General features: G+C 71.2%; 12 protein-coding genes. 7 read left to right on the forward strand and 5 right to left on the reverse strand.

Annotated elements, in window-relative coordinates; translation table 11 throughout:
* Positions 1–31: 31 nt before the first annotated feature.
* The 4 genes from VR894_RS04410 to VR894_RS04425 are packed head-to-tail and all read right to left on the reverse strand — an operon-like array spanning position 32 to position 4,221.
* Positions 32–1,318: an ABC transporter substrate-binding protein gene (locus VR894_RS04410; protein ID WP_324650132.1), complete on the reverse strand. Its 1,287-nt coding sequence runs from the start codon at positions 1,316–1,318 to the stop codon at positions 32–34.
* 38 nt (positions 1,319–1,356) lie between these two features.
* On the reverse strand, positions 1,357–2,184 hold the full coding sequence (locus tag VR894_RS04415; RefSeq protein WP_324650133.1) for a carbohydrate ABC transporter permease: 828 nt from the start codon (positions 2,182–2,184) through the stop codon (positions 1,357–1,359).
* A gap of 4 nt (positions 2,185–2,188) precedes the next feature.
* Positions 2,189–3,163 (reverse strand): sugar ABC transporter permease, encoded by a 975-nt coding sequence (locus tag VR894_RS04420; RefSeq protein ID WP_324650134.1) that lies wholly within the window; start codon positions 3,161–3,163, stop codon positions 2,189–2,191.
* Complete coding sequence (locus VR894_RS04425) at positions 3,160–4,221, reverse strand: LacI family DNA-binding transcriptional regulator (protein ID WP_324650135.1); 1,062 nt, start codon at positions 4,219–4,221, stop codon at positions 3,160–3,162. The genes VR894_RS04420 and VR894_RS04425 overlap by 4 nt, the downstream gene beginning before the upstream one ends.
* 276 nt (positions 4,222–4,497) lie before the next feature.
* Between VR894_RS04425 and VR894_RS04430 the strand changes: the two genes are divergently transcribed.
* Entirely contained in the window at positions 4,498–4,812 is a 315-nt protein-coding gene (locus VR894_RS04430) for a DUF4342 domain-containing protein (RefSeq protein WP_324650137.1), read from the forward strand.
* A gap of 174 nt (positions 4,813–4,986) precedes the next feature.
* Positions 4,987–6,639: an alkaline phosphatase gene (locus VR894_RS04435; RefSeq protein WP_324650138.1), complete on the forward strand. Its 1,653-nt coding sequence runs from the start codon at positions 4,987–4,989 to the stop codon at positions 6,637–6,639.
* Between the two features lie 90 nt (positions 6,640–6,729).
* On the opposite strand, the gene VR894_RS04440 is transcribed toward VR894_RS04435, so the two are convergent.
* A complete protein-coding gene (locus VR894_RS04440; RefSeq protein ID WP_324650140.1) occupies positions 6,730–8,706 on the reverse strand; it encodes a DUF1349 domain-containing protein in 1,977 nt (658 codons plus the stop codon).
* 296 nt (positions 8,707–9,002) lie between these two features.
* On the opposite strand from VR894_RS04440, the gene VR894_RS04445 reads away from it, so the two are divergent.
* From VR894_RS04445 to VR894_RS04465, 5 genes are all read left to right on the forward strand, one after another.
* Positions 9,003–10,076 carry a LacI family DNA-binding transcriptional regulator gene (locus tag VR894_RS04445; protein ID WP_324650141.1) on the forward strand — a complete coding sequence of 358 codons (1,074 nt, stop codon included), beginning with the start codon at positions 9,003–9,005 and terminating at the stop codon, positions 10,074–10,076.
* Between the two features lie 3 nt (positions 10,077–10,079).
* Positions 10,080–11,690 (forward strand): FAD-dependent oxidoreductase, encoded by a 1,611-nt coding sequence (locus VR894_RS04450; RefSeq protein WP_324650142.1) that lies wholly within the window; start codon positions 10,080–10,082, stop codon positions 11,688–11,690.
* A 73-nt stretch (positions 11,691–11,763) separates the two neighbouring features.
* Positions 11,764–13,068 carry a sugar ABC transporter substrate-binding protein gene (locus VR894_RS04455; RefSeq protein ID WP_324650143.1) on the forward strand — a complete coding sequence of 435 codons (1,305 nt, stop codon included), beginning with the start codon at positions 11,764–11,766 and terminating at the stop codon, positions 13,066–13,068.
* Positions 13,068–13,991 carry a sugar ABC transporter permease gene (locus VR894_RS04460; protein WP_324650144.1) on the forward strand — a complete coding sequence of 308 codons (924 nt, stop codon included), beginning with the start codon at positions 13,068–13,070 and terminating at the stop codon, positions 13,989–13,991. The genes VR894_RS04455 and VR894_RS04460 overlap by 1 nt, the downstream gene beginning before the upstream one ends.
* Entirely contained in the window at positions 13,981–14,895 is a 915-nt protein-coding gene (locus tag VR894_RS04465) for a carbohydrate ABC transporter permease (RefSeq protein WP_324650145.1), read from the forward strand. Before VR894_RS04460 ends, VR894_RS04465 begins: the two co-directional genes overlap by 11 nt.
* Position 14,896: the final 1 nt, after the last annotated feature.

Raw genomic sequence — 14,896 nt, forward strand, 5'->3', positions numbered from 1 at the left:
GTGGCCTCGGCGGCCACCACCCGCAGCGACGTCATCCGGTGATCTCGGTCCAGCCGTCCTCCAGCTGGGCGGCGAGGCCCTCGGCGTCGATCTCCTGCGCGAGGTAGCGCTGGAACGCCGGGGTCGCCACGGTGTCCTTCCACTGCGCGTAGGCGTCGACGAACAGGTACGGCGCTGAGACGAGGTGCTGGCCGGAGGACAGGATGGTCGCCCAGCCGTTCTCGTCACCGAGCTCCTCGGCCATCAGCTCCTGGGCGGAGGTCGTCGCCGGGATGAGGGCGTCGGCCTCGTTGAGCGCCGCGAGGTTCTCCGTCTCGGTGAAGAACTCGATGAACTCCGCGGACTCCTCGACGTACTCGGAGTCGATGTTGACGGACAGCGTCTGCGGGTTGGCGGCCTGGCCGGCGCCCTCGGGTCCCTCGAGCGGGGGCAGCACGGTCCACTCGAAGCCCTCGGGGGCGTCGGTGGCGATGTTCGCGGCCTGGAAGGAGCCCTGGATCGTCAGCGCGATCTGCTCGCCGTAGAAGGAGGCGAGCGTCTCGGAGCCGGACTGGGTGAGGGTGACCGGCAGGACCGTCTGGTCCTCGAAGGCCATCGTGTGGACCAGCTGGGGAACCGCCAGCTCGCCCTCTCCGATGGTGATCGTCGCGTCGGTGCCGGTGCCCTCGAAGAAGGTGCCGCCGAACCCGGGGGCGAAGGACATGAACGCCGCCGTCGGGCTCGCCAGGCCCCAGCCGAGGCCGTGGACGCCGTCGGTGGTCGTGGCCTGGGCGAGCTCGCGCAGCTCGTCCCACGTCATCGTCTCGCCGGAGGGGATCTCGACGCCGGCCTCCTCGAGCATCGTCGTGTTCGCGAAGACCATGTAGGACTGCAGCTCGGTCGGGTAGGCGATGAGCTGGTCGTCCACGGTCACCGAGTCCAGGATGCCCTCGGGGATGTCGGCGCGACGCTCGTCGGACATGTACTCCGACAGGTCGGCGAGGTAGCCGTCCCGGGCGAAGGGCACGATGCTCGCGGCCTCGTAGTGGATGATGTCCGGCGCGGCGCCGCCGTTGAACTGGGTGATGAGCTTGTCGTAGATGCCGTCCCAGCCCGCCGGGACGATCTCGACCTGGACGTCGGCGTTGGCCTCGTTCCACTCCGCGACGATCGACTCGGTCGCCTCGATGGCGGCCGGCTGGTCGGACAGGGACTGGAAGGTGAGCGTCACGGGCCCGTCCGCGCTGGCGCCGCCGTCATCGTCCCCGCCGCCACAGGCGGCGAGGGTGAGCGCGGCGATCGTGAGGCATGCGGCTGTGGAGGCTCCACGGATCTTCATTGGTCGACCTTTCGAGGGGGATGGGTTGGGGTTCTGGGTCAGCCCTTGACGGCGCCGGACATGAGGCCGCCGACGAGCTTGCGCTGCATGATCGAGAAGAAGGCGATGCTCGGGATCGCGGCCAGGACCGATCCGGCCGCCAGGGGACCGAGCGCGACCTTGCCCTCACCACCGATGAACATCTTCAGCGTGATGGGCAGGGTGTAGTTCTCCGGGGACTGGAGCAGGACGAGGGCGAAGAAGAACTCGTTCCACGAGGAGACGAAGGAGAACATCGCGGTCGCGACGACGCCGGGGACGAGCAGCGGGAAGACGATCGACCGCAGCACCCGCAGCCGAGCGGCGCCGTCCATCGAGCCGGCCTCCTCGAGGTCCACCGGGATGCCGGTGACGTAGCCCTGCAGCATCCACAGCGCGAACGGCAGCGTGTAGGTCGTGTGGACCAGGGTGAGGCCGACGAGGCTGTCGGTGAGGCCGAGGGTCCGCAGGATGAGGAACAGCGGCAGGATGATGAGGATGACGGGGAAGACCTGGCTCACCAGGATCCAGCCGATCCCAGCCGCCCGGATCTTGCCCTTGAGGCGGGCCAGGACGTACGCCGTCGGCATCGCGATCACGATGACGAGCAGCGTGGACACGAGGGCGACCGCGGCGCTGTTCGCGGCCGACCGGACGAGCCCCTGCCGGGCGAGCGCGTTGGAGTAGTTGTCCCAGTGCCACTCCTGGGGGAGCAGGCTGATGCTCAGCGAGTTGAGCTCGCCCGAGGACTTCAGCGACGCCGAGATGAGCCACAGCAGCGGGAAGCCGAGGAAGACGATGTACGCCACGAGGGCGGCGTACTGGGCGGGTCGGATCAGGGTGCGCATCGCCTCAGCCCTTCTTCACGGGTCGGTCCTCGCGGAACTGCGACCACAGGTAGACGGTGAGCAGGATGACGACGACGACGACGAGGACGACGCCCATCGCCGCGGCGTAGCCGATGTTCCGGTTCTTGAACGCCTCGAGGTAGGTGAAGAGCATCGGGAGCATCGTCCGGCCGCCCGGCCCGCCCTCGGTGAGGACGTAGACCAGGGAGAAGGAATTGAAGTTCCAGATGAAGTTCAGCGAGGTGATCGAGGTGACGATCGGACGCAGGCTGGGCCACGTGACGGCCGTGAACCGGCGCCACGCGTTCGCGCCGTCCATCGACGCGGCCTCGTGCAGCTCGCCGGGGATCTGCTGGAGGCCCGCCAGCAGCGTGACGGTGGTCTGCGGCATGCCGACCCAGACGCCGACGACGATGACGGCGGGCAGGGCGGTGGAGAAGTCCGCGAGCCAGTTGATGTTGTCCGGCAGGCCGACGCCCCCGAGGACCGCGTTGAGCGGGCCCGCGTTCGGCGAGTAGATCATCTGCCACATGATCGCCACGACCACCGGCGGCATCGCCCACGGGATGAGGGCGAGGACGCGGGTGAGGCCCTGGAGCCGCAGGCCGGAGTTGAGCAGCAGCGCCAGGCCCATCGCGGCGAGCAGCTGGAGCAGGGTCACCGACACCGCCCACACCATGCCGATGCGGAACGAGTCCCAGAAGAAGGAGTTGTCCATCAGCCGGGCGAAGTTGTCGGCGCCGACGAACGCGTACTCCGGCTGCCGCACCAGGCGGGCGTCGGTGAAGGCCAGCGCGACGCCGATGAGGAGCGGTGCGACGCTGAGCACGAGGATCGGGATGAGCGAGGGGATGACCAGTGCGGCCGCCTCCCGGCGGCGAGCCCGCTCGAGCCCGCTGCGGCGCCGTTGGGGACGCCGGTCGGGCCGGGGTGCCGGTGCGCTGGGGGTGGCGCCCGCGGCGAGGGTCGGTGCCGTCATGCGTCCTCCTGACGGGTAGGGGCGGTGCTCGTGCCGGCCGCGGGGACCGAGGACTCGCGCACGACGAGCTCGGGGCGGACGGTGAGGTGCTGGCCCTGCTCGGCCCCGCCGTCGAGCAGGCCGAGGACGAGCTCGGCCGCCAGCCGGCCGCGTCGTGCCGAGTCGAGCGAGACGCTGGTGAGGCTGGGCTGGAAGACACGGCCGATCTCGGTGTCGTCCATGCCGGTGACGGCGAGGTCGCCGGGGACCGAGAGGCCCCGTTCGCGCGCCGCGCGGATGGCCCCGATGGCGAGGAGGTCGTTCGCGGCGACGATCGCGTCGAGCGCGGTCCCCGCGCTCGCGACGCGGTCGAGGAGCCGGCGGGCAGCGTCGACGCCGGCGGCCACGGTGAAGTCCTCGGCGAGCTCGGTCTCGGTGAGCTCGGCGCTGAAGCCGGCGGCCGTGGTCGCCGCGTCGAAGCCGCGCTGCCGGGACTCGCCCGGCGTCGTGTCGAGCGGGCCGTTGAGGAAACCGATGCGCCGCCGGCCGGCAGCGAGCAGGTGGGTGACGGCCGCGCCGATCCCCCCGGCGGAGTCGGTCGAGACGGAGTCGATGCCGTGGGCGGCCAGGGCGCGTCCGATGACGACGACGGGCACGGCGGCCTCGCGGACGGCCCGGACGAACCCGTCGTCGACACGGAGCGGGCTGATGACCATGCCGTCGACGAAGCCGCTGTCCAGGCTCCGCACGAGGTCGACCGTCGAGGCGACGGTGTCCCCGGTGCTCGTGACGACGATGCGGTAGCCGTGGGGGGAGAGGACCTCGTGGATCGCGGTGAGCATCTCGACGTAGACCGGGTTGCCGATGTCGGCGACGGCGAAGGCGACCTGGAAGGTGCGCTGCATCCGCAGCGACCGCCCGGTGGCGTGCGGCCGGTAGCCGAGCTCGGCGGCGGCGGTGCGGACGCGCTCGACCATCTCGCTGCTCGCGCCGGTGCCGTGCAGGGCCCGCGACGTCGAGGCCAGCGAGACGCCGGCACGCTGGGCGACCTGGACGAGGGTGGTGCGCGGTGGTGTCACTGTCCCTGCCCTTCGTCGCTGAAGTCGTGTCGTCCGCGGGGGCGCCGCGGAGGGTGGCGGATCCGGCCTCGGAAACGTTTCCAGGCCAGTGATCACCTGTGTTGGAAACGATTCCGGGGTGGCGACACCCTGGCAGCGGCCCCACGCGCTTGTCAACCGAGCACGGCGGACGCCGTCGCGGGCGGGAAATAGGGCGGACAGCGCCCCTGCCTCGGTGCCAGCCTCGTCGGACATCCCCGTCGCATGGCGCGGGACGGTCGAGGCAGAGGAGCAGCGGTGAACCAGTCCAGCACCTGGTACGAGGAGTTCAAGGTCTCGGGCGACGAGCTCGTCACGAAGGTCCGGGAGCTCATCCGCGAGGGCAACGTCCGGCGGGTCTTCATCAAGAACGAGAAGGGCGAGACCCTCCTCGAGATCCCGCTGACCGCGGGCGTCGCGGTCACCGCGATCACCGCGGCCGTCGCGCCGGTGCTCGTCGCCGTCGGGGCGGTCGCCGCGTTGTTGACGCGGGCGACCATCGGCGTCGAGCGCGAGGAGCGCCCGGGCGACGGTGCCCCGGGGTCGGCCGTCGTGCGCCCGGCCGAGGAGTGAGGAACGGGTGGCCTCCGGTGGGTCTGACCCGGCGGAGGCCGCCCCGGCGGCTCGTCGCCGCCGTCGTGCGTTCGCCGCGAGTTGACCCGGTGGTGGTGGGACGTTCACCCGCGGCTCCTAGCGTCGCAGTACCCGCATGTCGCGGGTACCGAGCGAGCTGAGAGTGAGGACCACATGGGTCACCGAGCCTGCGGCTGGACGCGCCGCGGACTGATCACCACAGGTCTGGTCGCGCTGGCACTGCCAGCCGGCGCCGCCGTGGCGGCGCCGAGCACGGCCCCCGCCGGACCGGACAACGTCATCGTCTTCATCGGAGACGGGATGGGCTACAACCACGTGGCGAGCACCAACCTCTTCGAGACCGGCCAGACCGACTACCAGGTCTCCACCGACGCCAGCGGTGGTGTGCGGGCGCTCCCGGGCGAGGCGGTGCAGGTGTACGAGACGTGGGACGCGGTGGCCATGGCCACCCACCAGTACGGCAACTCCTACGACCCGCAGCGCGCGTGGGCGGACTTCGGTTATGTCCGGGAGAACGCCACCGACTCCGCCGCGGCGGGCACCGCGCTCGCCACGGGGGTCAAGACCCTCAACGGTGTCATCGGCCTGGACCACGAGGGCAACCGCATCGAGAACCTCAGCGAGCGCGCGATCGCCACGGGCCGCTCCGCCGGGGTCGTGTCGTCGGTGCCGTTCAGCCACGCCACCCCGGCCAGCTACGTGGCGCACAACGCCGACCGGAACGACTACCACGGCGTTGCCACCGAGATGCTCGACAGCGACCTCTCGGTGATCATGGGCGCCGGCCACCCGGAGTTCGACGACTCCAACAACCGTCTCGCCGCGCCGAGCTACACCTATCTGACCGAGGCGGACTACGCCCGGGCGAAGGACGGCAGGACGGGACTCACCTTCATCGAGGACGAGGCCGCCTTCGAGGCGCTGGCCGCCGGCGAGGACGTGCCCGAGCGGGTGTTCGGCCTCGCGCAGGTCGCCTCCACCCTCCAGCAGGGCCGCGCCGTCCAGGGGGAGGAGAACCTCCCGTACGACACGCCGCTCAACGCGGGCGTCCCCGACCTCCCCACGATGACCGAGGGGGCGATCAACGTCCTCGAGCAGGACGACGACGGATTCTTCCTCATGGTCGAGGGCGGGGCGATCGACTGGACCGGCCACGCCAACGACACCGCGCGGAACATCGAGGAGACACAGGACTTCAACGCCGCCGTCGAGGCGGCGGTGGAGTGGGTGGAGTCCGCGGAGTCGGAGGCCGCCTGGGAGGACACGCTCATCATCGTCACCGCGGACCACGAGACCGGCTACCTCGCCGGCGCGGACTCCGACCCCACGTGGACGCCGATGACGGGCGCGGCCGGAGAGCTGCCCGTCGTCGACTGGTACTCCGGCAACCACACCAACGCGCTCGTCCCCGTCTTCGCCAAGGGCATCGGCGCCGACACGCTGCTTGCCCGCGCGACCGGCACGGACGAGGTTCGCGGCGCGTACCTCGACAACACCGACCTGGCGAACGTCCTGCTCGAGGAGCTGTGGGCACCGTCCCCCGCCTCCGCCGCGGCGGAGCTCTCGGCCTCCGTCCGGGGCTACGTGTCCGCCGGTGAGGTGGCGGGGCCGATCGCCCACCAGCTGCAGAGCTCGGCGGACCAGGCGCAGCGGCACCTCGAGGGAGGGCGGACCGCTCCGGCCGCCGCCGCGCTCGAGCGCTTCACCCGTCACCTCGACACCCCGAAACGGCCCGACACACTGACCGACGAGGCTCGGGAGGACCTGCGCACCCGGGCGAGCGACGTCGTCGCGCGCCTGGGCTGAGTCGCCGGCACCGATGGGCGGGTGCCCCTCGTCCGACGAGGGGCACCCGCTGCGCCGTTCGGCGATCGTCGACCGCCTGTCGGCCCCGACCTACCCGCGGAGCAGGGTGAGGATCGCCGCGGCCTGGTCACCGAGGTCGTCGGCGGCGCGGTCGCTCAGCGTGTCCGGCGGGGCCGGGTGCTCCAGGTGCCGGGTGAAGCGCTCGACGGCGCGGGCCGCCGGGGTGAGCCGCTCGCCCGCGAGGTGGTGTCCGGCCTGGGCGACCGCGTTCGCGAGCCGGTGCGTCAGGGGACCGGCGACCTCCCCGTCCGCGACGTAGCCGTCCAGCGAGCCGGCGAGCTCCCCGACGAGCGCCGCCGCGGACGCCGGGGAGTCGTCCTCGTCGCAGGCCGCCTGCTCGTCCGCCGTGGGCGTCCAGCGCAGCCAGGCGAAGGAGGCCTCGATCTCCGGGGCGTCGGTCGCCCCGCGCATGGCGAAGGGGCCGACGGCCACGGGGGCCAGGGCGTCCAGGTCGACCGGGCGGCCCCACGGCGCGAAGGTCTCACCGTCGAAGGACACGGACGCGACCGCGGTGCTGCCGTCACTCGTCAGCCGCAGCCAGAACGTCTCGCCCAGCTGGGCGCCTGGGGCGATCGAGTCGAAGCCGGTGTTCCGGTCGCTGCCGTTGCGCCGCAGGATGTACTCCAGGCGCAGGCCGGCCGACCCGTGGACGAGGTCGAGCTTGGCGTAGTTGCTGTCGTCGGCGTACAGGAGCAGCCCGGCCTGCTGGAACCGCTCCGTCGGGTCGACCGTCACCTCGGTCGTCACCTCCCAGGCGCCCTCCGGCAGGTCCTGGAGCAGGAGCGGGGCGCCGTTGACGCCGGCGCGGTAGGTCGGCAGCACGAGGGAGCCGTCGCGCAGCTCGTGCCGGCTCGCGTCGCCGCGGATCGTGGAGCTCCACAGGTTCTCGTCGAGGGCGTCGGCCTGGAACTCGTCGGACGCCGCGCCGCTGCACTGCTGGCGCAGCGGGTCGGGGTCCGGCTGCGGGCCGGGGTCCCGGACGGCGTCGGGGTCGAGCTGCGCGTACATGATCGTGGCGCCGAGCCGGTCGCCCGACTCGTAGAAGAGGTAGGTCCCGGTCTCGCCGGAGACGATGTCGGGCGCTGCCACGCGGCCGGTGTCCTCACCGACGCCGGTGGACTCGTGCAGCGTCCAGGTCGGGCCCGTCTCCGTCAGCGAGTCGTTCACGGTGCGGGCGTGGATCTTGCCCGACGACGCGTGGTAGATGACGTAGAGCTGGCCCTCCCACTCCCAGAGGTTCGCGCTGGAGACGTTCTGCCCCTCGGCGGCACCCGGGACGACGAGCGGGTCGGGGCGCACGTCCCACTCACGGCCGTCGTGGGACTCCGCCACGCGGATCCGGCGGATGTTCTGCGGGGTGTTGTCCATGTAGAACATGGCGTAGTCGTAGGCAGAGTCGGGGTCCGGGTGCTCGAACACCCGCGCGTAGGAGGTCTCCGAGATGCCCTCTCCGCCGTCGGCCGCCGTCACGGCGACGCCGCCGTAGTCGAAGGAGACGCCGTCGGACGACGTCGCGTAGCGGGTGGTGGTGTTCTCCCCGTGGAAGTACAGGTAGAGCCGCTCCTCGGTCGGGTGCCAGAACGGCTCCGGCGTGGAGACGTGGGAGACGGAGTAGTGCGGTGCCCACTCGTTGGCGATGAGCGGGCTGCCCGGGTGCTCGGTCCACGGGCCGGCGAGCGAGTCGGCGTACATGAGCACGATCCCGCCCGGCGCGTCGTGCGGTGCGAGGTAGAGGTACCACTCGCCGAGCGGGTCCTCCAGGTGCGCACCGGCGTGGAAGACGCCGGGGAAGATGTACTCGTCCGTCGGGTTGTAAGCCATCGCCTCCTTGTCGGTGACGATCCCCTGGTACTCGAAGACGGGCAGGTCCTGCTGGCTCGGTGTCGTCGCCGACCCGTCCTCATCCGGTGCGGCAGCCGCGGGAAGGGCGGCCAGTCCGGCACCGCCCAGCAGCAGGGCCAGGGCCGCCGCGGTGAGCGACGGCCGCCGGGTGTGTCGTGTCCTCATGCCGTGACCTCCTGCGCCGTCCGCATCGGTGCGGGCCGGCTCGATAGTCCTCGGTGACGGGCGCCGTGGTGGGGCGCCTGCGCCGCGCCGCGAGGCCCGACGCCCTCGTGGGGCCGGCCGCGCAAGCGGGAGCGCATACCAGCGCAGTGAAATGAGTTGTGCGTAAAACAGCAAGAGGTCCCGGCGGGCAAATCAGATCCTACGCCAAACGCACGACGCGCACCGCCGATGGACCGTGCTTGTAGTTTTACGCAAAACCCAGTTGCCTGGGCCACCACACGGTCGAAGGGGACGAGATGGTGGTCAAGGGACGGCGCGCGACGCAGGCGGATGTCGCGCGCCTGGCGGGCGTCAGCCAGACGACCGTCTCGATGGTGCTCAACGGCACCGGCCTCGCCCAGCGCCGGGTGAGCGCGGAGGTGCGCGAGCGCGTGCTCGACGCCATCGCCGTCACCGGCTACGCCGCCAACCCGAGCGCCCAGCGGCTCGCCGGCGGGCGGAGCTCGATCGTCGGCGTCTACACCTACGAGCCGGTCTTCCCGCACGCGGCCGGCGACTTCTACTACCCGTTCATGGAGGGCGTCGAGGACGAGGCCGAGCGCTCCGGGGTCGACCTCCTCATGTTCACCTCGATGTCCGGCCGGACGGGCAAGAGCCTCGTGTCCACCGGGCGGGTGGCGCGGCTGAGGGTGGCCGACGGCTGCGTCCTCCTCGGACGCCGAAGCTATCCCGAGGACCTCGCCGAGCTGCTCCGCCAGGACTTCCCGTTCGCCTTCGTCGGCCGCCGCGAGGCTCCCGGCGGGCAGGCGCCGTACGCCGCCGCGGCCTACGGGGACGCCACCCGGGCGGTCGTCGAGAGGCTGCTCGACCTGGGGCACCGGCGGATCGTGCTGGTCAACGAGTTCACGGGCCACGAGTCGATCGAGGACCGGGCGCGTGGCTACCGCGACGGCATGGCCGCCGCCGGGCTCCAGCCGGTCACCTTCGACGCCCCCGAGCTCGACTCGGGCCAGCTGCTCGACACGTTCCGGGGATCGGGGGTGACCGCGGCGCTCGTCACCTCCGACCTCGGTGCGCCGCTGCGTCGCGCCGCGATCGCCCGCGGCCTGCGCGTCCCGGAGGACCTGTCGATCGCCCGCCTCGGCGACCCGGAACGGCCCAACGGTGAGGACATCGACTGGAGCGGCTTCCTCATCCCGCGGTGGGAGATGGGCGCACAGGCCCTGCGGATCGTGCTCCGCCAGCTCGCCGCGGACCCGCCGGACCCCTCGGCCCTGCAGGTGAGCATCCCCTGCACCCTCACTCCCGGGGCGACGGTCGCCCCGTGCACGTCGCCGGAGTCCCGGCCCAAGAGCAACGGAAAGGCATAAGTGGTGGAACTACGTACCCAGGTCCTCGTCGTCGGTGGCGGGCTCGGTGGTGTGGCGGCGGCGCTCGGCGCCGCGCGGCACGGAGCCGAGGTCGTCCTCACCGAGGAGTTCGCCTGGCTCGGCGGCCAGTCGACGTCGCAGGCCGTCCCGCCGGACGAGCACCCGTGGATCGAGGACTTCGGCTGCACAGCCAGCTACCGCCGGTTCCGCGACGGCATCCGTGACTACTACCGCCGGAACTACCCGCTCAAGGCGGCCGCACGTCAGAAGAGCGACCTCAACCCGGGCGCCGGGTGGGTGAGCAAGCTCTGCCACGAGCCGCGCGTCGGCGTGGCCGTCCTGGACGAGATGCTCGCGCCCTACGTCTCCGGCGGGAAGATCCGCATCCTCCTGGAGCACCGACCGGTCGCCTGCGAGATGGACGGGGACGCTATCCGCGCCGTCACCGTCGAGGACCTGCGCACCGGGGACCGCACGGTGATCGCCGCCGACTACGTGCTGGACGCCACCGAGACCGGTGACCTCCTGCCGCTGTCCGGCACCGAGTACGTCACCGGGTTCGAGTCCTCCGCCGAGACCGGGGAGCCCAGCGCACCGGCCCAGGCGCAGCCGGACAACGTCCAGGCGCTGTCGATCTGCTTCGCGGTGGACCACGTCGAGGGTGACCACACCATCGACAAGCCCGCCCAGTACGACCACTGGCGCTCGGTCCGCCCGGACTTCTGGGGCGGCAACCTGCTCAGCTGGACCGCACCGCACCCCCGGACGCTGGAGATCACCGAACGGCACTTCGAGCCGAACCCCGGCGACCAGGCGCTGTCCGTCTTCGCCGACCAGAGCCTCAACCCGGGTGACGGCAACCTGTGGACGTTCCGGCGCATCGCGGCCAAGGACCTGTTCGAGCCGGGGACCTACGGCAGCGACATCACCCTGGTGAACTGGCCCAGCATCGACTACTTCGAGGAGCACGTCCTCGACGTGGACGAGGACGTGGCCGCGGCCCGCCTCGCGGACGCCCGCCAGCTGAGCCTGTCGATGTTCTACTGGATGCAGACCGAGGCGCCGCGCCCCGACGGTGGCCACGGCTGGCCCGGGCTGCGCCTGCGGCCCGACGTCATGGGCACCGAGGACGGCCTGGCGATGGCCCCCTACCACCGCGAGGGCCGGCGGATCCGGGCCCTGGAGACCATCCGCGAGCAGGACGTCTCGCTCGCGATCCGCGGCGACCAGGGGTCGCGGCGGTACCCGGACAGCGTCGGCGTGGGCATGTACCGCATCGACCTGCACCCCTCCACCGGCGGCGACAACTACATCGACGTCGGCTCCGCGCCCTTCGAGATCCCGCTCGGCGCGCTCATCCCGCAGCGGGTGACGAACCTGCTCGCGGCGGCGAAGAACATCGGGACCACCCACATCACCAACGGCTGCTACCGCCTGCACCCGGTGGAGTGGAACATCGGCGAGGTCGCCGGCGTGCTCGCCGCCACCTCGCTCACCGACCGCACCACCCCCCACGAGGTCCACGGCACCCCCGCCCTCGTCGACCAGCTCCAGTCGCGGCTCGTCGCCGACGGCGTGGAGCTCCACTGGCCGGACGGTGTCTATGGCTACTGACCCGGCACGGTCCCGCAGCACCGTCCTCCGACGCCGTCCGGCGCTCGGCACACCCCGGAAAGAAGGAGAGAAGATGGTTCACCGTCGAACTCTTGTCACGACTCTCGCCGTCCTCGTCGTCGGGTCGCTCGCGGCCTGCGGCAGCGCCGACGACGACGGCGACACCGGCGGGTCGGACGCCGCCCCCGACTCGCCCGTCGACCTGCGCATGACCGTGTGGACCGCCGACGAGAGCCAGCTGGCCCTCTTCGACGAGATCGCGGCCGACTACATCGAGGAGAACCCGGACAAGGTCGCCAGCGTGACCTTCGAGCCGCTGCCCTTCGAGGACTACACCACCACCCTGACCACGCAGCTGGCCGGCGGCAACGCGCCGGACCTCGCCTGGATCTTCGAGAGCTCGGCCCCCGAGTTCGTCGAGAGCGGCGCCCTCGCCGACATCAGGCCGACGCTCGAGGGCACCGAGGGCTACGAGTACGACGACCTCCTCGACTCCGCCCTCGAGCTGTGGTCCGCCGACGACGGCCTGTTCGCCTACCCGTTCTCGAACTCGCCGTTCGTCATGTTCGTCAACACCGACCGCATCGCGGAGTCGGGCCAGGACAACCCGGGCGACCTGCTCGCCGCGGGGGAGTGGACCTTCGACGCCGCCCGCGACATCTCCGCGGCCAGCGCCGAGCAGCTCGGCGGCTCCGGGATGGTCGTGCGTGACTTCGACTACGCCGGGTGGGGCAACCTCGCCACCGTGTGGGGCGGCTGGGACGCCGCTCCCTGGTCGGAGGACGGCACCCAGTGCACCTTCACCGACCCCGCCATGGTCGAGGCGATGACCTGGTTCCACGACGCCGCCTTCGAGCAGGGCGCCATGCCGGGCCCGGGCACGAGTGCGGACTTCTTCGCCGGTGACGTGACGATGACGATCACCCAGATCTCCCGCGCCGCCTCCCTCGACGGCTCCTTCGAGTGGGACGTCCTCCCGCTCCCGGCCGGCCCTGCCGGTCAGCAGAACGTCATCGGCCAGGCCGGCATCGGCGTCCTCGAGAACGCCGAGAACCCGGAGGTCGCGGCGGACTTCCTCGCCTACTTCACCAGCCCGGAGAGCGCCGAGAAGCTCGCGGCCTACTTCCCGCCGCCGCGTGAGTCGCTGCTCACCACCGAGGTGCTCGGCGACGCGAACCCGGCCTTCTCGCCCGAACAGCTCGAGTCGGCCGTGGTCGAGGGGATCGTGGGGGCGCAGGCCAAGCCGGCGCACCGCAACTTCGCCCAGCTCGACGCCGCTGTCCGCGGCGAGCTCGACGCGCTGTGGAACCCGTCCGCCGATGTCGAGAGCGTGCTCGGCGACGTCTGCTCGGCGATCGAGCCGCTCCTCGCGGACTGATGGCTGTCCTCACCCGGAGCCAGGCGGGCCGGCCACAGCGCCGGTCCGCCTGGCGGCGGCGCGACGCCGCCTGGGGCTACGCCTTCACCGCGCCCGTCGTCCTCGGCGGTCTGGCGTTCGTCATCGGTCCGCTCGTCGCGGTCATCTGGTACTCGCTGCACGAGTGGAACGTCCTGGCCAATACCTTCACCTTCGCCGGGGCCGAGAACTACGAGCGCATGCTCGCGGACGCCTCCCTGCACGACTCGCTCGTCGCGAGCGCGTGGTTCTCCGTGGGCGTCGTCGTCCTCAACATCAGCCTCGCGCTGTTCCTTGCGGTGCTGCTCAACCAGAAGCTGCCCGGGACCACCTTCTTCCGCGTCGCGTTCTTCTCCCCGGTCGTCGTCTCCCTCGTCGCGTGGACCATCGTGTGGGGCTTCCTGCTCCAGGCCGACGGCGGCATCAACTCCTTCCTCGGGATGCTCGGCGCCGACGGCCCCAACTGGCTGCGCAACAACGTCACGGCGATGGTCGCCGTCGTCGTCGTCCAGGTCTTCAAGAACGTCGGCCTCAACATGATCCTGTTCCTCTCGGCGCTCCAGGGCGTGCCGGAGGAGATCCAGGAGGCGGCCACGCTCGACGGCGCGGGCGCGTGGCGGCGGTTCTGGTCGATCACCATCCCGATGATCTCCCCGACGCTGCTGCTCGTCTCGATCCTCACCATCGTCGGGTCGCTGGAGACCTTCGCGCTCATCGACGTGCTCACCCAGGGCGGGCCGGGGAGCTCGACGACGGTGCTCGTGTACTACCTGTACCGCCAGGCCTTCGAGTTCAACCAGTTCGGGTACGCCAGCGCGATCGCCGTCCTGCTCTTCGTCATCGTGCTCGCCCTGACCCTCGTGCAGTGGCAGACCAGAAAGCGGTGGGTGTTCCATGAAGTCTGACGTGGTCGACCGAGCCGTGGGGGACACGACCTTCGCCCCGGAACCGGACACGACGCCGGAGCGGCGACCCTCCCGACGGCGTCCGTGGCGCTGGGTGCTGGTGGCCGTCATGGCCGTCGCGGCGGTGCCGTTCGTCTTCCCGACGTGGTGGATGGCGACGTCGAGCATGAAGACGACGAGCGAGATCCTGCGGGTCCCGCCGACGCTGTGGCCCGCCGCACCCTCGCTCGAGCCCTACCGACAGGTCTTCGAGCTGCAGCCCTTCGCCCAGCAGTACTGGAACAGCCTGTACATCGCGACGCTCGTGACTGTCGGGACGATCCTGTTCTCCTCGATGGCCGGCTACGCCTTCGCCCGGGTGCGGTTCCCGGGCGCGAACGTGCTGTTCGTGCTCGTCCTCGTGGGGCTGCTCGTGCCCATCGAGGTGACGATCGTGCCGCTGTTCCGGATGGTCAACTCCGCCGGGCTCATCGACACGCACTGGCCCCTGGTGCTCATCCCGATCTTTGGGGCACCGAGCGTGCTGGCGACGTTCATCATGCGCCAGTTCTTCCTCGCGCTGCCGGGGGAGCTGGAGGAGGCGGGCCGGATGGACGGCCTCAGCCGGTTCGGGATCTTCTGGCGGATCGCCTTCCCGCTCGCCCGCCCGGCCGTGGCCGCCGTCGCGATCTTCATGTTCCTCAAGTCGTGGAACATGTACCTCGAACCGATCGTGTTCCTTTCCAGCCGGGAGAACTTCACGCTGCCGCAGGCGCTGACCCAGTACGTCGACGCCTACGGAGGCCCGATCTGGAACGTCCAGCTGGCGGCGACGACCCTCACGGTGATCCCGGTGCTCGTCGTGTTCATCTTCGCCCAGCGGCAGTTCATCCAGGGGCTGGCCCAGACCGGGCTCAAGGGCTGAG

This window comes from Georgenia sp. H159, assembly GCF_035607575.1.
Lineage (GTDB): Bacteria > Actinomycetota > Actinomycetes > Actinomycetales > Actinomycetaceae > Oceanitalea.